This is a genomic window from Salinisphaera dokdonensis CL-ES53 (genome assembly GCF_040361215.1).
Lineage (GTDB): Bacteria > Pseudomonadota > Gammaproteobacteria > Nevskiales > Salinisphaeraceae > Salinisphaera > Salinisphaera dokdonensis.
The window spans coordinates 846,250-866,092 of the sequence record NZ_APND01000001.1; the positions used below are offsets into that span (position 1 = coordinate 846,250).

Below are 19,843 nucleotides of genomic sequence, written 5' to 3' on the forward strand. Positions count from 1 at the left end.
TCCGGGGGGATCACGAACAAAACGACAGACCAACGCCGCACCACCGTGTGTGCGAGGGATTACCGGGAGTTACATGCTCGAAACCAACGGCGAACGATTGTGGGACAGCCTGATGGCGATGGCCGAGATCGGTGCCACCGCCAACGGCGGCAGCAGCCGTCTCGCCCTGAGTAAAGAGGACGCAGCCGGGCGCGCGCTGTTCGTCGAATGGGCCGTCGCCGAGGGCCTGACGGTCGTGCGCGATACCATCGGCAACCTGTTCGCCCGCCGGGCCGGCTGCGAGGATCGTGCCCCGGTGGTACTGGGCAGTCATCTCGACACGCAGCCGAAAGGCGGACGCTTCGACGGCGTGCTGGGCGTGCTCGCCGCACTCGAGGCCGTGCGTACGCTCAACGAAAAGAGAATCGAAACCCGGGCCCCGCTGGAGATCGCCAACTGGACCAACGAGGAAGGCGCGCGCTTCACGCCGGCGATGCTCGGCTCCAGCGTGTTCGCTGGCGCGATGACGCTCACCGAAGGGCTGGCTCGCGTGGATGCCGACGGCACCAGCGTGGCCGACAGCCTGGCCGCGACGGCACAGGCCGGCGACATGCGGCTGGGGCGCGATATGGATGCCTATTTCGAACTGCATATCGAACAGGGCCCGGTACTCGAAGACAATGCCAACACGATCGGCGTGGTGACCGGCGGGCAGGCGATCCGCTGGTTGGACATACGCGTGACCGGCAAGGCCGGCCATGCCGGCACCACGCCGATGCCGGTACGCCGGGACGGCATGTTCGCGGCCGCCGAACTCATGCGCGTTGTCGAACAGCGCGCGGGCGAAACCTCCGGCCTGCTCGCCACCATCGGCGAGATCCATGTCGACCACGGCTCGCGCAATACCATCGCCGGCGATCTGCGCCTCACGCTCGACCTGCGCCATCCGCAGGACGATGTCGTCGACGCCGCGATCGACGAATTGCGTGGCCTGTTCAACGATATCTGCGAACGCCGTGGCCTCGCCTACGATATGTCCGTGCACTGGCGCAGCCCCGCCCTGCCCTTCGATGCCGACTGCGTGGCCCAGGTACGCGACGCGGCCGCCGCGCTCGACTGCGACTGGCAGGACATGATCAGCGGCGCCGGCCACGATGCCTTTCATTTGGCACGACACTGCCCGACGGCGATGATCTTCATCCCCTGTGCCGACGGGCTCAGCCATCACGAGGCCGAATCGATCGAACCCGAACACGCAAAGATCGGCGCCGACGTGCTACTCAACGCCGCACTGGCTCGCGCCGGCCGCGCCTGAGCCGGGTTCGCCTCTCACCGGAGACACCTCATGGACTTCAAACCCTACGTTCTGATGCTGTTTGGCAATGCCCTGCTGACCACTGTGATCTGCTGTGTCGTGGTCGGGCTGATCCTGCTGCGCGAATACCGCCCCACCATCGCGCGCCTCAAGCGCGAGCGTGCCGCCAACAAGCGCGGCTAGCGCTGCTCATCGTTTCCGAACAGGAGGCCCGATCATGAACATCACGCTCGTCATCTTCGTCACCGTGCTGGCCGCCTATGTGCTGGTGGCCGCCGGCCTGACCCGCTTCATCAAGAATCGCGACGATTTCTATGTGATGGGCGAGCAGGGTTCGACGCTGCTGATCACCGGCACGCTGGCCGCGACCTTTCTGAGCGCGGTCACGCTCATGGGCATCGCCGGCATCTCCTATAGCGAAGGCCCGCTGGTGATCGGCGCGCTCGGCTCCTTCGGCGCGTGGCTGGGCACGCTGATCGCGGTGGTCTACATCGGCCGCAAGATGAAGGCGATGGAATGCCGGACGATGATGGATTTCTTCGATCGGCGCTTCAATAACAAATGGGTGAGCGTGGTCGCGCTCATCCTCATGGTGATCGGGCTGCTCGGCTACGGCATCATCCAGCTGATCGGCGCGGGGCTCGTGCTCGCCGAGATCATCAACGTGCCGTTCCCGGTGATCATCATCGCCTTCACCTTCGCGCTGATGATCTTCTGCAGCCTGTCGGGCATGTACGGCGTGGTCTACACCGACACCATGATGTTCTTCACCATGCTGGCGATCGCGTTCGTGATCTCGCCCATGCTGATCGGCGATGCCGGCATGGAGAACCTGCGCGGCCTGGGCGACACCCTGCCCGGCTACTGGACGCTGGCCGGCGCGAACGACCGCGCGCTGGGCTGGTCGATCTCGCAGTTCCTGGTCTGGATCCTGTTCTTTGCCTGCACGCCGGCACTGGTCTCGCGCGTGTTCCCGGCCAAGAACGATTTCGTGATCCTCAAGGTCGCCATCATCGGCGTGTTCTTCGCGCCGGCCATGCAGCTCATGGTCTATCTCGCCGCGGGTGCCATGCAGGTGATCCAGCCCGGCATCGAGCCGGCCGATCGCGCCATGATCGTCGGCTTCATGGATCACACGAATCCGGTACTCGCCGGCGTGGGCCTGGCCGGTTTAATGGCCTCGATCATGTCCACGGCGTCGACGCTGTTCGTGCTCACCGGCTTCGCACTGGCGCGGGATCTGTACGAAAAACTGTTCGAGAAGAAGCTGGACGAAAAACGCAGCGTGCTCGCCGGACGTATCTCGCAGGTGATCGTGTCGATCATCGTCTGCGTGATCGCAATCGCGCGCCCGGCCGGTATCTACTGGATCTCGATCTATGCCGGCTCGATCTTCGCCGTGGCCTGGTTGCCGACGATCGTGGCGGCCATGCAGTGGCGGCGGACCAACGCCGCGGCTGTGCTGTCCTGCATGCTGGTCGGCTCGATCAGCTTCATCCTGCTCGGCGAGCTCGAACGCCACGAGCTGATCTCGTATCCGGCCGGTATCGACAACCTGATGATCGCCTTCGCGCTCGGCACGATCACGCTCGTCGTCATGTGCTTCGCGCGTAATCCGAGCCCCTACGAGATCGAGCGTTTCAACGAAATGAAAGGCCAGCGCATGTCCGAGATCACCATCGGTCGCTTTCTCGCCGCCGACGCGAGCGGCGCGACGCTGATCCGCGAATACCGGCGCGTGTGGATGGCGTTGATCGCTATGCTCGTCGTGGCCGGTGGGCTGTGGGGCTATTTCTTCGTGCAGCTGGGCCTCTGACGCCGACGCGCCCGAGCGGCACCATCAAGCAACCCGCTTCGCCCGGCACCGTCCTGCGGTCCGGGCGTTTTCTTTTTAACGCGTATGCGCATGGGCGCTCCCGACAGGCGTTAGACTCGAAGCCGCGCACCGCGCGCCGTTGTCGATTTCCACGTCTGCGAGAGACCCATGCTGCCCCAGCTCACCGCCACCGAAGCCCGCGTCATCGGCTGCCTGATGGAGAAATCCATCACCACGCCGGATCAGTACCCGCTCACGCTCAACGCGCTTACCAACGCCTGCAACCAGAAGTCAGCGCGCGAGCCTGTCATGGCGCTCAAGCCTGCCGAAGTGCAGCGCGCCGCCCGCGCCCTGCGCGATCGCAGCCTCGTGCACATCGAGGAGAACTTCAAGAACGGCGTGGAGAAGTACAAGCAGCGTCTGTGCAACACCACCTATAACGATCTGCAGCTGAGCAAGGCCCAGTACGCCGTGCTCACCCTGCTACTGCTGCGCGGCCCGCAGACCCCCGGCGAACTGCGTGCGCGCAGCGGCCGGCTGCATACCTTCGAGGACAACGCCGCCGTAACCGCTGCGGTTGCCGAATTGATGGGCGACGACGACAGCGCCCTGCTCGTGCAGCTGCCGCGCACCGCCGGTCGCAAGGAAGCCGAGTTGATGCATCAGCTCTGCGGGCCGGTGGATATCGCGGCGCACGCCGAGAAGGCGGCGGCCAATCGCGGCGGTGGCGGTTCGGCGCAGGGGCGTATTGCCGAGCTTGAAGCGAGGGTTCGGGAGCTGGAAACCGAGAACGCGGCCCTCAGGCAACGCCTCGGCGAGTCGAGCCCGTCCCTCGAGCACGGCCACTGAGGCGTGCGCCAAGCGATTGCTCGTTCCGCAGCCGCCCGACACCCCGGCACGCCCGCTCAGGCGCTAGCCGGACGGCGGCAGCGCGGCGGGATTGTCGATTTCCTATTCAGTGCCCGCAAAGCCAACACCACACCGGCCGCGACCAGTACGGCCCCGGCCCAGCCGCTCGGCCCGACGCGATCGCCGAACTGCAGCGCCGCCCAGAGCGCGGTGGTCGGCGGGGTCAGATAGAACATCAGTGACGTATAGGTGACGCCGCGTAGCCGCAGGCTCGCGTTGAAGAAACCGTAACCGCCGAGGCTCGACAGCACCACGAGAAACACGATCGCCTGCCAGGCCTGCACATCGCGGGCCGGCCATGCCGGCAGTTCGCCCGTGCGCACCAGCACGGCGACCGCAAACACCACGGCCGCCGCCGCCAACTGCCATAGCAGCCGTTCGACACTTCCGAGCGTGCGCGGCGCGCGCTCGGACCACAGGCTGCCGACGGTGAGGGTCACGGCCGACACCACCGGCAACAGATACGCCCAGGCCGGCGCGCCGCCTACGTCACGCATCTCGCCCGCCGCACACACAACCACACCGGCCGCGGCCAGTACGCTGCCCGCCCATCCCAGCGGCGCAATACGCTCGCCGCGCAGCAGGCTCATGGCCAGGGTCGCCATCAATGGCTGCAAGGCAGTGACCAGCGCCGTGACCGCCGGGCTCACGCCGAGCTGGATCGCCCACACCACGGCGAGCAGATACACACCGACATTCAGACTGCCGGCGACCAGTTCGTGTCCGATCGCGCGCGGCGACCACACCGGCCGCCGACCGACGATTGCCACGAGCGCAAGGCACAGGAGCGCCGCGAACAGAAAACGCCAGCCGAACAATGCGAACGGGTCACCGCCCGCGTCGGCCGCCATCTGGGTACCGATATAGCCCGAGCTCCAGCAGACGACCAGGCCAAGACTGACGAAGGGAATGACGAGATAGGCAGGCATGAAACATCCGGGGCAGAAACCGAATACAAAGCCTGCGCGCGGCCGGATAAAGACGAAATCTATATATATTTGGGTTATGGTTAAGCAATGCTAAACCCATCCGCCTATCGCCAACTGGATATCGATCTGCTGCGCACGTTCCAGCTCGCATGCCAGCTCGGCACCCTGCGGGCCGTGGCCGAGCGCCGGCATTTCACGCTCGGCGCGGTGAGCCAGCAGATCAAGCGACTCGAAACCCTGCTCGACCGGCGCCTGCTCGAACGCGGCCGTCAGGGCGTGACGCCCACCGCCGACGGTCTCAAACTGCAGGCGGATTCGAGCGCCGTACTCGCCGCCCACGACGACCTGATTGACCGCCTGGCCAATCGCAGCGCCGGCGGGCGCGTGCGGCTGGGCCTGCCGGAAGTCTATGCGCCGCGCCTGCTCACCCCGCTGCTGCCGCGCCTGCGCCGTGCCCATCCCGATCTGTCGCTGCAGGTGTGTACCGGCGCCAGCGGCAGTCTGCGCCGCGCGCTCGACAACGGCGAACTGGATCTCGCCGTAATCGTGGCCCCCGTGGACGCCGATCACCGCGGCACGCCGCTGTGGCGGACCCGGCCTGTCTGGGCCACCGGCGCATCCATGCCCGCGCCCGGCCCGGGCACGCTACCGCTTGCCCTGCACCCGCCGGACTGTCCCTACCGCGCGCTCGGTCTCGACGCGCTGGAAACCGAGGGCCGCGCCTGGGAGGACATGTTCACCAGCGAAAGCATGGCCGCGATCGAAGCTGCGGTCGCGGCCGGCGTGGCGGTCGGTATCCTCGATCGCGACCGTCTCGGGCCGGATGTTCGCGAACTCACATCCCGCGACGGCCTGCCGCGCCTACCCGACTGCTTCGCTTCGATCGTCATCGCAGATAGCCGCCGCGATACCGACGCGGAAGCCATCCGGGCGGTCGCCGATGCGTTGGCTGCGACCGGTCTCCGTTCCAGCCAGCGCTCAGCCGCGACTACGGCCGTTTCTGCATGACCCCGGCAGAATTGGCGGGCGCCTGACCGCTGTTTGGGGGCCGACACCACGGAGGTGAACGATCGGCAGACGCGGGCTCAGGCCCGCTGCGTATTGAAAGTCGGGCGCGCCTCGTAGTCGCGCACGCCCTGCATGATCCATGGATTATCGGATCGGTCGTGGTGGTCGCCGTGCAACACGTTGATGTTGCCGGTGCCCTCCATGATCATCGCGTGTACTTGCCGCGGGTCGGACACATTGACCCGGCGCAGGTGACAACGCAGATCGTCCTCGGTGACGCGCGCCACCCGCAGATTCTCGTGCTTGATCTCGCCGCCCGGGCCCATGAGCAGGATCGGCGCGTTGTCAGCCATCGCCTCGACGGTGCGATACCGGCAGCGCAGACGTGACACCCCAAGCTGCAGGGCATAAAGCGTGGCCACGGCTACCGCGCCCTGGGCCAGCGGCGGGTTCTTGGAGACGACAACGCTGGCCATAAGCGAACCCAATGCGATGGTGACCGCGATGTCGAACGTCGACATCTCGGCGAAGCTGCGCACGCCTGACCACCGGGCAAACACGATGATCAGCGCGTACAGCGCCACGGTGCAGAATCCGACCCATAACAAGGGCATCGCGCCCGAAAACAGCCAATCGCTCATCATTACCGTGCTCTACCCGCCGTAAAACGCGACATGCTACGCACGTTGGGTTTGGCATTCAGATCGTTGTTGTGTTCGATCCTCGTCTGCTTCCTTGCCTCGGCGTGAAACTCCAAGTCGGTTGAACTTTGGGCGTTGATTCGAGAATTGTCGGCTTCAGGCCACGAGTGTTTCGGCGCTCACGAGTTCGTCGGCCCTTTTGTTTCGCACTGCTGTGCGACTCACTTTCTTTTGCTTGTCCAAAAGAAAGTAAGCAAACAAAAAGACACCCGGGCACAGCGCCGGCTACGCCGGTTCACTCCGACACGCAGCGGCGACGGGATGCGTACAGAACTCGGATCGCTTTGGCGATCCTCTGACATGCTGTACGCACCGGCGCAGTGCGCCGGACACCCGTCGCCACTACGTGTCTCCGTCGCCGTGCAACGGGGCCCGAATACAGACGTGAAGCCAAGAACGAGAGTCACCTAACCCGCCCAGCCGACGTCCAGCACGCGACTCCGATCTCGTCGGATTAGGCCAAGGCCTAATCCGACACAAAGAGCGCGACCTTGAGCGAGCGACAGCGAGCTTGCCTGTATTGGGCCCCTTGGGCGTAGCGCCGAGCAGCGGAGCCAGGACGAGAAAAAGCAGCCGGATGTCTGAGCGAAGCGAGTTCCGGCTGCGCTCGTCATGGCGAGCAGCGCAGGGCACCGATGCAAAGCATCGGCGCAAGACAGGGTGTCTTTTGTTTTGGTGACTTTTATTTGGACAAGCAAATAAAAGACACTCGCGCAGCAGCGCGAAACCCCAAGTCGAAATTCGCCTGAACCGCCGATTCAACACTCGATTTTAGGGAGCCGGTTATCGGCCGGGAAAAGCGTTGACTCAATCGCCCCGCCGTCTCGCAGTCAATAAGCGGCGCATTTGATAAAAGCGCTACCGACGCGTCGTGAGCAAGCCAACGGCTTGACGCAAAATGCAAGACCTGACCCCATCGCCTTATTCGAATTGATACTCAAAGATCGACTTCCCGAGATCAAACCGAATCGTATGGGTCATCTCATCGTACGAAACAATTTCGTTTGCACTCGCTTTCAACTTCTCCTGAGCAACGTACTCAAGTCCGATTAATAACTCCGCGACAACTGCACTACCTCTATTTCTCTGCATTTCTATGTCAATTCCGAAGTAAACGATATCACTTCCTCTTATCCATGGCCCCGAACCTGCAGTAATGTTCTTCCCAGGAAGGGTAATGCAGTCATATCTCCAGTAGTTCGCGAGACGATCCTTAGGTTGTTCGGAAAAGCCTTCCGGAGTTTTTATCCATTTACCGACTGGTAGCATGAAAATTTTTCTTTTGCGTTCGAGAGAATCTAAGAATCTCGATATTTCCACCGCAGTCGTCGCGTAATCGTAGGCTTGTTCGGTTCGGATACGTTTCGTTGACGAGCCGCCGTGCGCTAACTTGTTTCTCAAAATACGCAAATCGTGCAGCAGCTCTAATTGTTGGGGCGATAACTCTCCAGTACTTTCTAGAATTTTAATGTTCTGTAGAGGTGATCCACTCGGGGCCTCAGCGCCAAACTCCAACCTAGAAATCGCGGCCGTTAAAGACGCCTCTACGTACGACCATGCCAAGAGGACTGAAGCAGCAGGAGCGTCCTCCACCGCTTCGAATATCTGGTCTTCGAGAGAGCTGAATACTTGTTCGGATTCACTGTCCTTTATAGCGACGCCTTCATCTCGACCTAGAGTACGTGAAGAAGCGTCTATTATTGGCTTAGGATGTTTTAGCTTACTAAAATCAAGCTCTAAGTCTTTGTACTTCAGCCTGCCTAACTTTTCTATTAATTCGCTTATCCTCCCCCGCACAAGAAAGAACATTACGAATATGCTTATTGGCCAAGCTAAACTGCCAATCGCGGAGGCGGCAAGCTCTTTCCACTCCATACCCAATGCCTTTTAAGAACGACGCCAAGCAGACGACCAAAAACACATATAGCATCTCGCCACTTTTGCGCATAGCGCTATAACAGTGCGGATTAGGTGCTTAAAAGCACTTATCGATTACAGGTTCAGTACGCACATCACGAAAAAGGAAGCAGGCAGCAATAACAAACCAGACATGACCTTCGTCGTTGCAAGTCCGCAACGATCCTAGCCCACGGTTAGACCAAATAAGTTGCGCTTGATTTCACGCCACAAACCATCATCGTTCGCTGTATTCGCAAACGATACGAAAAGCGACCATGCCCAACTACACCAAATCCCCCGAAGCCCTCTCCAATCTAGACCAAACCCAACACTGGGTAACCCAGGAAAGCGGCACCGAACCCCCAGGCACCGGCGAATACCTGAACAACAAGGAACCGGGCATCTACGTCGACATCGTCTCCGGCGAACCCCTGTTCGCCTCCAGCGACAAGTACGAATCCGGCTGCGGCTGGCCCAGCTTCACGAAACCGATCCAGCCCGCGTACGTAAATGAACTACGCGACGACTCGCACGGGATGACCCGTACCGAAGTGCGCTCGACGCATGGCGACAGCCATCTCGGCCACGTATTTCCCGACGGCCCGGCCGACCGCGGCGGGCTGCGCTACTGCATCAACTCGGCGTCGCTGCGCTTCATCCCGAAGGACGAGATGGAGGCCGAAGGCTACGGCGAGTTCATCGATCAAGTGGAGGACATCTGATGGCGACTGAGACAGCCCAAACCGAAAGAGCAATCCTGGCAGGCGGCTGCTTCTGGGGCATGCAGGACCTGATTCGCCGCTACGACGGCGTGGTCTCGACCCGCGTGGGTTATTCCGGTGGCGACGTGCCCAATGCCACCTATCGCAACCACGGCGATCACGCCGAGGCGATCGAGATCGTGTACGACCCGTCACGGATTAGCTATCGCTCGCTGCTGGAGTTCTTCTTCCAGATCCATGATCCGACGACGAAGAACCGCCAGGGCAACGATATGGGTCGCAGCTATCGCTCGGCGATCTATTACACCAGCGACGAGCAGAAAGCCGTGGCCGAGGACACCATCGCCGACGTGAATGCATCCGGCATCTGGCCCGGCAAAGTGGTCACGGAGTTGGAGCCGGCGGGCGATTTCTGGGAGGCCGAACCGGAACACCAGGATTATCTGGAGAAATTCCCGAGCGGCTATACCTGTCATTTCGTGCGCCCGGACTGGACCCTGCCGCGCCGCGACAAGACGGCCTGAACCCGCGCGCCGATACAGCACGCATAAAAAAAGCCCGCCGGCTCAAAGAGTCGGCGGGCTTTTTCGTTTCGCCTGGCGGATCGGCTAGAACACCAGATCCGGCAGCCAGGTGGCGATCTGCGGGAAGATCATGATGATCGCCAGCCCCACGATGCCCACGAGCACATAGGGCAGCACCGAACGGTAGATATCCTGCATCGTGATCGAGGACGGTACGACGCCCTTGAGATAGAACAGGTTGAAGCCGAACGGCGGCGTCATGTAGCCGATTTCCATGTTGATCACGAACAGGATGCCGAACCAGATCGGGTCGAAGCCGAGGGCCTCGACGATCGGCATGAACACCGGCAGCGTGATCAGCATGATGCCGACCGGGTCGAGCACCATGGCCATCAGGAACAGGATGACCTGCATGGCGATGATCGTGCCCCAGGGCCCGCCCGGAATCGCCTGCATCCAGCCTTCGATCATGGCCTGGGCATCCATGCTCTGGTAGGCCGCGCTGAAGGCATGGGCCGCGAACAGGATCCACATGATCATGCCGGTCAGGGAGAAGGTGCGAAGACTCGCCTCCTTGATCAGCGTCCAGGTGAACTTGCGATACACGGCGGCCGAGATCAACGCGCCGAGCACGCCCATGGCGGCGGCCTCGGTGGGCGTGGTCACGCCGGCCATGATCGAGCCGAGCACCATCACCACGATGAGAATCGGCAACAGCACCGCACCCAACGCGCGGAACTTCTCGGGCCAGTCGCCCCGCTCTTCCGGCGGCAGCGCCGGCGCGAGATGCGGCTGGAAATAGCAGCGCACGAGCACGTAGATCGCGACCAGCACCACCAGCAGAATGCCCGGCAGGATACCGGCGGCGAACATCTGGCCCACCGACACGCCGGTGATCAGCGAGTAGAGGATCATGATGATGCTGGGCGGAATGAGAATGCCCAGCCCGCCGCCAATATTGATCGCGCCGAGCGCCATATGCTTGTCGTAGCCGCGTTCTAGCATCGACGGGAGCGCGATGGTGCCCATGGCAACCACCGCTGCACCACTGATGCCACACATGGCTGCGAACACGGCACAGATGAACACCGTGCCGATCGCCAGGCCGCCGCGTGTGCCCCCCCACCACAGATACATCATGCGGTAGAGCGATTTGGCGACGCCGGTTCGCTCCAGGATCATGGCCATGAACACGAACAGCGGAATCGCGACGAGCGTGAAGCTCTCCATCGTGCCCCAGATCTGCGAGGCGACGAGGTAGAAGGAATCGATCCCCCAGGTGAAATAGAGGAACACCACCGACACGCCGCCGAGCACGAAGGTCAGCGGCAGACCGAGGACAAGGAAGAACAGCAGCGCGCCGAAGAACAGCAGCGTGGTGAGTTCAATGCTCATGCTGCTTCCTCCTTGTCAGCGTCCGCCGGGGCGTCGAGCGGGCCGTCGATGGCACCCACGGCAATCGCGATGTCCTCGACCAGCTTGGCGATGCCCTGCATCAGCAGCAGGAAGGCCGCCACCGGGATCGCGATCTTGAACGGCCAGACCGGCGGATTCCATGCGGAATACGAGGTCTCCATGCTGTCGACCGACTCCCAGGCAATGATGCCGCCGTAATAGAGCAGCGTGACCATGAACAGGAAGAACAGCGACGAGGTGAGCACGTCGAGTACGGCCCGCGCGCGCAGTGGCAGCGCGCTATAGAGCAGGTCCACGTTCACGTGGCCGCGATGGGCCATGACATAACCGCCCGACATCACCGCATAGAACCCGAACACGAACTGCGTGAGTTCGGTGGTCCACACACGGGGCGCGTCGAGCGCATAGCGATAGAGCACGCCGAGCAGCAGCACGGCGAACATGACGAAAATGAGCAGCGCCACCGCTCGACCGATCCAGTCGTTGAGCCGGGTGATGCCGTTGATGAATCCGGTGAACACGCGCATGGGCGACTCCCGCGAAAAAAGTCCGCCCCGATGGCCTCAAGGGCCAACGGGGCGGTGGTCAGTACGAGACTGGGTTCAGGCGTCGCTGTCGAGATAGCCCAGACGGGTCAGCATCTTCTTGACCTTGTCCAGCGCTTCGGCAGCCTTGTCGCTGCGCTCGCCCTGCTCTTCCCAGGAGGCCTGGGCGACTTCGGTCAGCTTCTTCTGGACTTCAGGCGGCAGCTCGGTGATCTTCACGCCGTCCTTTTCCATGGCGCCGGCCAGTGCGAGCTGCTCTTTGTAGAGATACTCGTTGGTGCGCACCCAGAACTGCTCGTTGAGCGCGTCCTTGACCGTCTTGGCGTCTTCCGGCGAAAGCTTGTCGAGCGCCTTCTGGTTGATGATGAACACGTCCGTGCCCGCGATGTTGAGCGCCGGCTTGACGTGGTACTTGGCCACTTCATACAGGCTCATGCTGGCTGCGCCCTGCGCCGCGCCCCAGTGCGCGCCATCGACCACGCCGCTGGACAGCGCGGTGTAGAGCTCGCCGCCCGGGATGTAGCTCGCCGACGCGCCGGCTTCCGTGAGGAAGGTCTGCAGCGCACCGGAGGAACGGATCTTCAGGCCTTCGAAGTCTTCCATGCTCTCGATCGGGCGATCGACGACCATTTCGGTCGGGTAGACCTTGTCGGTCGACCAGTAGATGCCCTCTTCGGCGGCTTCTTCACGCAGCATGTCCTCGAAGCCGAGGTTCTTGTGGAAGTAGGCGACTTCCCAGACGTTGCGGAAAGCGAACGGCAGGCCCGAGGCGATGCCGGCAAGGCTCATCTGGTTCTGTGCATAGGCCGGCGCGATGGTGCCCATCTGGATGGTGCCGCGCTTGACCGCGTCGAAGGTCTGCTGCGCCTTGAACAGGGCGCCGGCCGGGTAGAGCTTGAGCTTCACGCGGCCATCGGTGCGCTCTTCGATGACGTTCTTGATGCGCACCAGGCTGTCCTCGTAGGAGCTGCTGGAGCTCGGCCAGTGCGACTGCACGCGCCAGGTGGTGCTGTCTTGTGCCAGAGCGGTGCTCGGCGCCAGGAAAGCCGTCAGGGCAAGCGCCGTGGCGCCGGCCAGCAGACCGCGTTTGAAAGTGGTCGAATCCATCGGATATCTCCTCCGTGTTGTATCGCGAAGCAAACGGCACGCGCTTTTTTATACGGTGCACCGTCGGCCATCCGGCGAATCCGGATGCGTGGGATCATGCCTCAAATGAAATGACGTTTCACGTCTAATTTCTCTGTCGTTTACAGACAATTGCACATGCTCTGCCGTATGGGCCTTGACGCTCGGACCCGCACAACGACAGCACCCAAGCCCACAATACCCATTCCTGTCGACAGCGACGATGGGTATCGCGATTGGCGGTAGCATCCTGCTCCCCCCGCGCTATTGCAGCCTACTGCGCACCTGCATGCTGCCGCGTGACTCTGCGCGTCACCTACCGGTGACATGGACATGAAGACCCGGGCTATCCACGCTTTCGCTCGGTCCGATAACCCCAACGCATACGCGGCCAGTCGACTTGCGGCCATAGCGAAGATTACGACTGGTTTTCGGCTGCAATTAGTGCGTCAATGCGGGCGAGAACGACGGCGTCCTGCCCGATTTTTTCTGAACGGATACACATGACCGAACACACCGCCTCTCTGGCCACGCTGGCAGCCGACTTCGACGCGGGGCTGGCGCACCTGGCCCCAATCACCGGCAAGACAGAGCGCAAGCCCGCCAAGATCGAAGTGCTCGAATGCGCGGCGGCAATGCTCGCCCTCGAAGGCGGCGCCGAAGCGCTGCATGCGCGGGTGGCCGAGATCGAGTCGGCCGGAGTGTTCGCGCATAGCGATTGGGGTCAGCCGAACATCCTGCAGCCCGCGCTGGCCGTGCGTTCGCTGCGCCAGGGCGATCGCGCGACGACAGCGATCGAAGCGCTGAGTGAACTGCGCCTGCTGGCCGTGGCCAAGGGCGAGTATTTCCATCCCGGCATTGCTGCAGAGCGCGCACGCAATTTCCTGACCCAGGTCATGGCGCTCAACCTGGATCTGTTGTCCGGCACGCTCAGCGAGGCGGACCGCGAACGCGAGGACGATCTCGGGCGCGCCGTACAGGCGCTCTACCAGTACCAGCTCGCCCATATGGGCTACGAGAGCATTCTCGACAGCCTGGTGAACGAGGTGTGGCGCATCCTCGCCCAGCGCCCGATCCAGGTCGACGATGCACGCCAGATGGTGATCCAGATCGCCACCTGTCTCTACGACCCGGAGCTTGCAGCCGCCGCCGACAACGACGATGCCAAGCGGTTGGTCGAATCGCTGTTCGCGCCGGCGCCGGGCTGTGCGGAAGACCCCGGCCTTTCGGTCTACGCCGAGCGCCTGGCCGCGATGGACCGCGACGAACTGCATGGCGAGGCAAACGGCTTTGCCGAGGCCATGCACGACACCGGCCTGGTCTCGGTCTATCACGCGGTGTTCCTGCGCCATCTGCGTTCCATCCCGCAGGGTGGCGGCGATGCGCTGATTCCGATCGCTCTCGGCCTGAGCCCGACCGGCCGCGACGCACTGCTCTGCTACCGCGAGCTCATCCATACGCTGATCGACGAGGCCGTGTTCGTCGAGACCTGCCAGGCGATCTACGGGCTCGCGATGCTGCTCGAGCGCGGCGTGCTGTTCTCGACGCCGGTGGCAGCCGGGCTGTGGCGTCAGATTCGTTTGCCGTTGTCTGCCGAGACCGCCGAGAACCTGCGCGAAGTCTTTGGCGATCGCCAGCCGCCGCGGGTCTATCTCTTGGCCGGCGTGCTGGGCCTGCTCGGCCAGCCGCTGGGCGTTGGGCAAGGCAACAATCCCACCTGCCAATCGGTGATCGGCCTGTCGATGTGGGCCGACAACGACCCGGACTATCTGCTGCAACTCGTCGCCTGGGCCGCGCGCGACGACGAGGTACTCACCCGTTTCGAAGGCGAGCGCGTGTCGTCCAAGGGCCTGGAGGCCGGACTGGCCAAGGAACGCCCGCTCGATGTGGACCCGGTCTCGCTCGTACTCGTGCCGCATCTGGATCGCATCTATATCGAGATGGGCCGGCTTTGCGGCGAGCGCGACGACGACCTGCACCGCTGGATCAACCCCGAGTTCTACGGCTGGTGGGTCGGCCAGGGCTTTCGCGTAATCGCCGATCACGAGTCGGGCGAGATCGAAGACTACGAGGGCTTCGTCCGCCACTTCTATGCCTGCTACCACCCCTATTACAACGGCAGCATGCCGGTGATTCATTCGCAGCCTGCCGGCATTGCCGTCACCGACAGCGCAGCGCGCTATGTCGGCCGCCACGCGATCAGCATCCTGCGGGTCGGGCTCGACCCGGACAACGCAATGCGCGTGTACTTCTACAACCCCAACAACGACAGCGGCCAGGACTGGGGCCAGGGCATCGTCACCACCACCGAAGGCCACGGCGAAATCCCCGGCGAAGCATCGCTGCCGATCGCCGAATTCGCGTCACGGCTGTTCGTCTTCCACTACGACCCGCTCGAACGCGGCAACGCCGACTGCGTGCCGGACGACGAGATCGAACGCATCATCGAGCTCGGCCGTTCGAGTTGGGCGAAGGACTGGTAGCCTGCGCCACCTGTCGTTCTGCGCCCTGCCCCATGAGCAAGCCGCCGCCGAATAAACGTCCGCCGCGACGTCCCAAAGCCCGCCGCAAGCCCGCGGCGAGACCCGTGACGCCGCGGCTGCTCGCCTTCAACAAGCCGTTTCGTGTGCTCACCCAGTTCACGGATGCGGACAAGCGCGCGACACTGGCCGACTATATCGACGTGCCGGGCGTCTACCCCGCCGGGCGGCTCGACCGCGACAGTGAAGGCCTGCTGCTGCTCACCAACGACGGCCAGCTCCAGGCCTGGATCACCGACCCGAAGCACAAACTGCCCAAGACCTACTGGGCACAGGTCGACGGTGAACCCAGCCCCGAACAACTCGACGCCCTGCGCGCCGGCCCCACGCTCAAGGATGGCCCGACCCGACCGGCCGACGTGACCGTGATGAGCGAGCCGGCGCTATGGCCGCGCGATCCGCCTGTGCGTTATCGCAAGAACGTACCCACGACATGGCTGGAAATCACGATTCGCGAGGGGCGCAATCGCCAGGTGCGACGCATGACCGCAGCGGTCGACCTGCCGACGCTGCGGCTGGTCCGCGTGGGTATGGGTGACTGGACGCTGGGCGGGTTGGAATGCGGCGCCTGGCAAGAGCTGCGCGTGCCTGAGCGATTCATGCGTTGACCGAAACAATGGTTGGCGCCCGGCCAGCGCAATTCCAGTCTGCGACGCGAGTTCTGGCCGTCAGTGACTCGGCGTATCGGCAATACGCCGCAGTGATTCGAAGCGGCCGTCGGCGCCATAAGTGAGCCGGTAGATGCCGTGCACCCCGTCACGCGTCACCACACGCCGTAGCGCCTGTGCCGGCAACAGTACGCGGCGCCCGTCCACGCTACGCGCATGGATCTGCTCGACAGACCCAGCGTAATGGGCATGGCACTGGGCGGCCGACAGTTCGATGATCAAGTCGATACAGGGCATAACGCATCACGCAGGACGAAGATCCTACGCCCACCGCCGACACCTGACGGCGAGACGAAAATCCGGTTAACGGCCGGGGCCAGACCCTCGGCCGGCCCCGGCCACCACACCGTCAGTCTGCCGACTGCAGCTTGTCTTCGGTTCTCAGCTCGAAGTCGCTGGCGTCATGGCGTTCGCGCAGCTGCTCGGAGGGATCACCGAACGGGCGGTTGACCATGCGTCCGCGCTGTACCGCGGGGCGGGCTTCGATCTCGTCGGCCCAGCGCAGCACGTTCTTGTATTCCTGCACCTGCAGGAATTCGCCGGCGTCGTAGAGACGGCCCTTGGCGAGCGCGCCATACCACGGCCAGGTGGCGATATCAGCGATGGTGTATTCGTCGCCGGCCAGATAGCGCGATTCGGCCAGACGGCGATCGAGCACATCAAGCTGGCGCTTCACTTCCATGGCGAAGCGATCGATCGGGTATTCCAGTTTCACCGGCGCATAGGCATAGAAATGCCCGAAGCCGCCGCCGAGATACGGCGCGCTGCCCATCTGCCAGAACAGCCAGTTCATGGTTTCGGTACGGGTGGCCGGATCGCTCGGCAGGAAGGCGCCGAACTTTTCGGCCAGATACACCAGGATCGAGCCGGACTCGAACACGCGCTGCGGCTCGGGCGCGCTGTGATCGACCATCACCGGGATCTTGGAGTTCGGGTTGATCTCGACATAGCCGCTGGAGAACTGATCGCCCTCGCCGATGTTGATCAGCCAGGCGTCGTATTCCGCGCCGCTGTGGCCGGCTTCGAGCAGTTCCTCGAACATCACGGTCGCCTTCACGCCGTTCGGCGTGCCCAGCGAGTAGACCTGGAACGGATGCTTGCCGACGGGCAATTCCTTGTCATGCGTCGGCCCGGCAATCGGGCGGTTGATGTTCTCGAACTTGCCGCCGCTGCCCTTCTCCCATTTCCAGACGGCCGGCGGCGTGTATTCGTTATCGTTGCTCATGAATCGTTGGTCCTTTCACAGGAGAGGATGACCGCCACGGGTGGCGATACCGTGTACGGCAGTCTACATAGGGATTGTTGCGACACACGCAATGCACCTTCTGCCATGGGATGACGTCAGCGGCTCAGGCGGCCGATGACCCGCCCGACCGTCAGGCCTTGCACCACGATCGAGAACAGCACCACGCAATAGGTGATGGTGATGATCGCATCGCGCGGCTCGCCTGCCGGCAGCGCCAGGGCCAGGGCCACGGAAATGCCGCCGCGCAGCCCGGCCCAAGTGAGCAGCGCGCTAGCGTTGTCGCCCAGCCGGTGCCAAGGCCGGACCAGCTGCAACGCCACACTCACGCAGCCATAACGGGTGACCAGAACCAGCGGGATCGCCAGCAGCCCGGCGACGAGATAACCGCCGTCGAGGGTGATATGGATCATCTCCAGGCCGATCATCACGAACAGCACGGTATTGAGGATCTCGTCGATGATCTCCCAGAAGATGTCGAGATGTTCGCGCGTGGTCTCGCTCATGGCGAACAGCCGTCCGTGGTTGCCGATCAGCAGCCCGGCCACGACCATCGCGATCGGCCCGGAGGCGTGCAGCGACAGCGCCAGCTGGTAGCCGCCGAGTACGAGGGCGAGCGTGACCAGGATCTCGACCTGATGATCGTCCATCTGACGCAGCATCCAGAACGCCAGGCCACCCAGCGCCAGCCCCAGCACCGCGCCGCCGGCGACTTCCTGCACGAACAGCAGTGCGATCGCGCCGGTGCCGCTGACATGGCCCGCATCCGTGAGCCCCAGCAGCGCCAGAAAAACGACGACAGCCACACCGTCGTTGAACAGCGATTCGCCGGTGATATTGGTTTCCAGCTCCTTGCTGACGCCCGCCCGCTTGAGCAGTGCGAGCACCGCGATCGGGTCGGTCGGCGAGATGAGCGCGCCGAACAGCAGGCAAAATACCAACGGCAGTTCAAAGCCGAAAAACGGCACGAGAAAATACGTGACGCCGCCGATGATGGCCGTGGACAGCACCACGCCCACCGAAGCCAGTACACCGATCGAGAAGCGGTGCTTCAACAGATCGCCCAGGTTGACCTGCAGCGCGCCGGCGAACAGTAGGAAGCTGAGCATGCCGTCCATCAGCGTACGGTTGAAGTCGATTCCCAGCAGCCAGGAATCGGCATGCTCGCGGATGCTCCAGAGCCCGAAGAAATCCGCTGCGACCAGCGCGGCGGACACCACAAGACTCAGCAGCATCACCCCGATCGTGGTGGGCAGACCAACCACCCGGTAATTGAAGAACGCCAGCAAAGCGGCCAGCGACACGACGACCGCGCTGATCTGTAATAGGCCCAAGAGTCCGGTCTCCCCAGTAAAAGACGCTCAGGGTAGCGCGCGGCGCAGACGAGCGGTCATCCGGAAGCGGCGATTTCACCCAGGCGATACACCCGCGCCGCGGTGCCCGAGAACAGCGCGCTCTTCTCGGCCTCGCTGTAGTCGGCGACGAGATGCTTGAAAGCATTCCAGAGCGTGGCGTAATCGCAGGTGAAATGATCGACCGGGAAATTGCTCTCGAACATGCAGCGCTCAGCACCGAAGGCTTCAATACACGTTTCGATATACGGTGCCCAGGCGGCAGCCAGCGCTTCATGTGTGGCCGGCCGATTGCGATAGGACCATTCGAAACCCGCAAACGGCATGGCCAGGCCGCCGAGCTTGACCACCACGTTCGGACAATTCGCCAACGCACGAATCTGTTCACGCCAGCCCTCGAATCGCGCATCGCGCTGGCCGGCGTAGGCGCCGATGCCCACCGGCCCACCGACATGATCGAGCACGATGGTCGTATCCGGGAACGCACGGGCGAGATCGAGCAGTTCCGGCAGCTGCGGCTCCAGCAGCCAGGCATCGAAGCTCAGGCCAAGCGGCGCGAGCGCGGCGAAGCCGCGACGGAAATCCGGGTCACTCAACAGTTCCTTGGCCGCACCGCGAGTGGACAGCGGCCCGAGCACGCTCGGGTCACCGTCATGGGCCGCACTCTGGCGGATGCCGCGAAAACGCCCGCCGCCGGCCTGAATATGCGCCTGCAGCACGTCGGCTAGCGCTTCGCCGCCGCGCAAATCCGCATGCCCGACAATCCCGGCACAGGCCTGGGTCTCGCCATAGACGCCGCTGGCGGCTACCGCGGCCACGCCGTTGACGAATTCCGTCTCGCCCACGCAGCGCAGCGCCTTCTCGCCGGTGGCGCGATACATGGCGCGACATTCGATGAAGACCGTGGCGCGAATATCGTGGCCGCTGTCGGTATCCGCCAGCAGCTCGTCCAGCAGATAGCGCGGGCGCTCGCGCAGCATGGCGCTGAAGCCGTGGTCGGCGAACGGCCCATCGCCGAGCGCCAGCCGCGAGCGATCCCAGAGATGATGATGCGGATCGATGATCGGGCGCTCGGGCTCGAGGATGAGCGGGTCTGAACTGACATCGGGATGGGCCATGGATTCTCCTTCGCGGTCCGCCGTGGTTATCAGC

The 19,843-nt window shown here is 63.2% G+C and carries 19 protein-coding genes; 9 read left to right on the forward strand and 10 right to left on the reverse strand.

What is annotated here, in order from left to right:
- Window positions 1–73: 73 nt before the first annotated feature.
- The 4 genes from SADO_RS03920 (at window position 74) to SADO_RS03935 (ending at window position 3,959) form a co-directional block, all read left to right on the forward strand.
- Complete coding sequence (locus SADO_RS03920) at window positions 74–1,294, forward strand: Zn-dependent hydrolase (protein ID WP_353109385.1); 1,221 nt, start codon at window positions 74–76, stop codon at window positions 1,292–1,294.
- A 30-nt stretch (window positions 1,295–1,324) separates the two neighbouring features.
- Window positions 1,325–1,477, forward strand: coding sequence for a hypothetical protein (locus SADO_RS03925; protein WP_353109387.1), 153 nt, complete (start codon window positions 1,325–1,327; stop codon window positions 1,475–1,477).
- 34 nt (window positions 1,478–1,511) lie between these two features.
- The gene (locus tag SADO_RS03930; protein ID WP_353109388.1) at window positions 1,512–3,110 is read left to right on the forward strand and encodes a sodium:solute symporter family protein; all 1,599 of its coding nucleotides are present in this window, start codon (window positions 1,512–1,514) and stop codon (window positions 3,108–3,110) included.
- 168 nt (window positions 3,111–3,278) lie between these two features.
- Complete coding sequence (locus SADO_RS03935) at window positions 3,279–3,959, forward strand: YceH family protein (protein ID WP_353109389.1); 681 nt, start codon at window positions 3,279–3,281, stop codon at window positions 3,957–3,959.
- A 56-nt stretch (window positions 3,960–4,015) separates the two neighbouring features.
- On the opposite strand, the gene SADO_RS03940 is transcribed toward SADO_RS03935, so the two are convergent.
- Window positions 4,016–4,948 (reverse strand): DMT family transporter, encoded by a 933-nt coding sequence (locus tag SADO_RS03940; protein ID WP_353109391.1) that lies wholly within the window; start codon window positions 4,946–4,948, stop codon window positions 4,016–4,018.
- 87 nt (window positions 4,949–5,035) lie between these two features.
- Between SADO_RS03940 and SADO_RS03945 the strand changes: the two genes are divergently transcribed.
- The gene (locus SADO_RS03945) at window positions 5,036–5,956 is read left to right on the forward strand and encodes a LysR family transcriptional regulator (protein WP_353109392.1); all 921 of its coding nucleotides are present in this window, start codon (window positions 5,036–5,038) and stop codon (window positions 5,954–5,956) included.
- 77 nt (window positions 5,957–6,033) lie between these two features.
- Here the strand turns inward: SADO_RS03945 and SADO_RS03950 are convergent, their stop codons facing one another.
- Complete coding sequence (locus SADO_RS03950) at window positions 6,034–6,600, reverse strand: DUF421 domain-containing protein (protein WP_353109394.1); 567 nt, start codon at window positions 6,598–6,600, stop codon at window positions 6,034–6,036.
- A 978-nt stretch (window positions 6,601–7,578) separates the two neighbouring features.
- Complete coding sequence (locus SADO_RS03955) at window positions 7,579–8,532, reverse strand: hypothetical protein (RefSeq protein ID WP_353109396.1); 954 nt, start codon at window positions 8,530–8,532, stop codon at window positions 7,579–7,581.
- A gap of 299 nt (window positions 8,533–8,831) precedes the next feature.
- Here SADO_RS03955 and msrB point away from each other — a divergent pair, with 299 nt between their 5' ends.
- Together msrB and msrA are read left to right on the forward strand one after the other, a co-directional pair.
- Window positions 8,832–9,278: a peptide-methionine (R)-S-oxide reductase MsrB gene (msrB, locus tag SADO_RS03960; RefSeq protein WP_353109397.1), complete on the forward strand. Its 447-nt coding sequence runs from the start codon at window positions 8,832–8,834 to the stop codon at window positions 9,276–9,278.
- Window positions 9,278–9,802: a peptide-methionine (S)-S-oxide reductase MsrA gene (gene msrA / locus SADO_RS03965; protein WP_353109399.1), complete on the forward strand. Its 525-nt coding sequence runs from the start codon at window positions 9,278–9,280 to the stop codon at window positions 9,800–9,802. The genes msrB and msrA overlap by 1 nt, the downstream gene beginning before the upstream one ends.
- Window positions 9,803–9,886: 84 nt before the next feature.
- Here the strand turns inward: msrA and SADO_RS03970 are convergent, their stop codons facing one another.
- The 3 genes from SADO_RS03970 to dctP form a co-directional block, all read right to left on the reverse strand.
- A complete protein-coding gene (locus SADO_RS03970) occupies window positions 9,887–11,197 on the reverse strand; it encodes a TRAP transporter large permease (protein ID WP_353109401.1) in 1,311 nt (436 codons plus the stop codon).
- Window positions 11,194–11,745, reverse strand: a complete 552-nt coding sequence (locus SADO_RS03975; RefSeq protein WP_353109403.1) for a TRAP transporter small permease subunit — start codon at window positions 11,743–11,745, stop codon at window positions 11,194–11,196. Before SADO_RS03975 ends, SADO_RS03970 begins: the two co-directional genes overlap by 4 nt.
- 75 nt (window positions 11,746–11,820) lie before the next feature.
- Window positions 11,821–12,870 carry a TRAP transporter substrate-binding protein DctP gene (gene dctP, locus SADO_RS03980; RefSeq protein WP_353109405.1) on the reverse strand — a complete coding sequence of 350 codons (1,050 nt, stop codon included), beginning with the start codon at window positions 12,868–12,870 and terminating at the stop codon, window positions 11,821–11,823.
- A gap of 521 nt (window positions 12,871–13,391) precedes the next feature.
- On the opposite strand from dctP, the gene SADO_RS03985 reads away from it, so the two are divergent.
- Both SADO_RS03985 and SADO_RS03990 read left to right on the forward strand, forming a co-directional pair.
- Window positions 13,392–15,371, forward strand: coding sequence for a hypothetical protein (locus SADO_RS03985; RefSeq protein WP_353109407.1), 1,980 nt, complete (start codon window positions 13,392–13,394; stop codon window positions 15,369–15,371).
- Between the two features lie 32 nt (window positions 15,372–15,403).
- Window positions 15,404–16,036, forward strand: coding sequence for a pseudouridine synthase (locus tag SADO_RS03990; RefSeq protein ID WP_353109409.1), 633 nt, complete (start codon window positions 15,404–15,406; stop codon window positions 16,034–16,036).
- Between the two features lie 60 nt (window positions 16,037–16,096).
- On the opposite strand, the gene SADO_RS03995 is transcribed toward SADO_RS03990, so the two are convergent.
- The 4 genes from SADO_RS03995 to SADO_RS04010 form a co-directional block, all read right to left on the reverse strand.
- The gene (locus SADO_RS03995) at window positions 16,097–16,333 is read right to left on the reverse strand and encodes a DUF2835 family protein (protein WP_353109411.1); all 237 of its coding nucleotides are present in this window, start codon (window positions 16,331–16,333) and stop codon (window positions 16,097–16,099) included.
- Between the two features lie 112 nt (window positions 16,334–16,445).
- Entirely contained in the window at window positions 16,446–17,321 is an 876-nt protein-coding gene (yghU, locus tag SADO_RS04000) for a glutathione-dependent disulfide-bond oxidoreductase (protein ID WP_353109413.1), read from the reverse strand.
- A gap of 116 nt (window positions 17,322–17,437) precedes the next feature.
- The gene (locus tag SADO_RS04005) at window positions 17,438–18,673 is read right to left on the reverse strand and encodes a cation:proton antiporter (RefSeq protein WP_353109415.1); all 1,236 of its coding nucleotides are present in this window, start codon (window positions 18,671–18,673) and stop codon (window positions 17,438–17,440) included.
- Window positions 18,674–18,729: 56 nt separating this feature from the next.
- Window positions 18,730–19,809, reverse strand: coding sequence for an amidohydrolase family protein (locus SADO_RS04010; RefSeq protein ID WP_353109417.1), 1,080 nt, complete (start codon window positions 19,807–19,809; stop codon window positions 18,730–18,732).
- Window positions 19,810–19,843 lie beyond the last annotated feature (34 nt).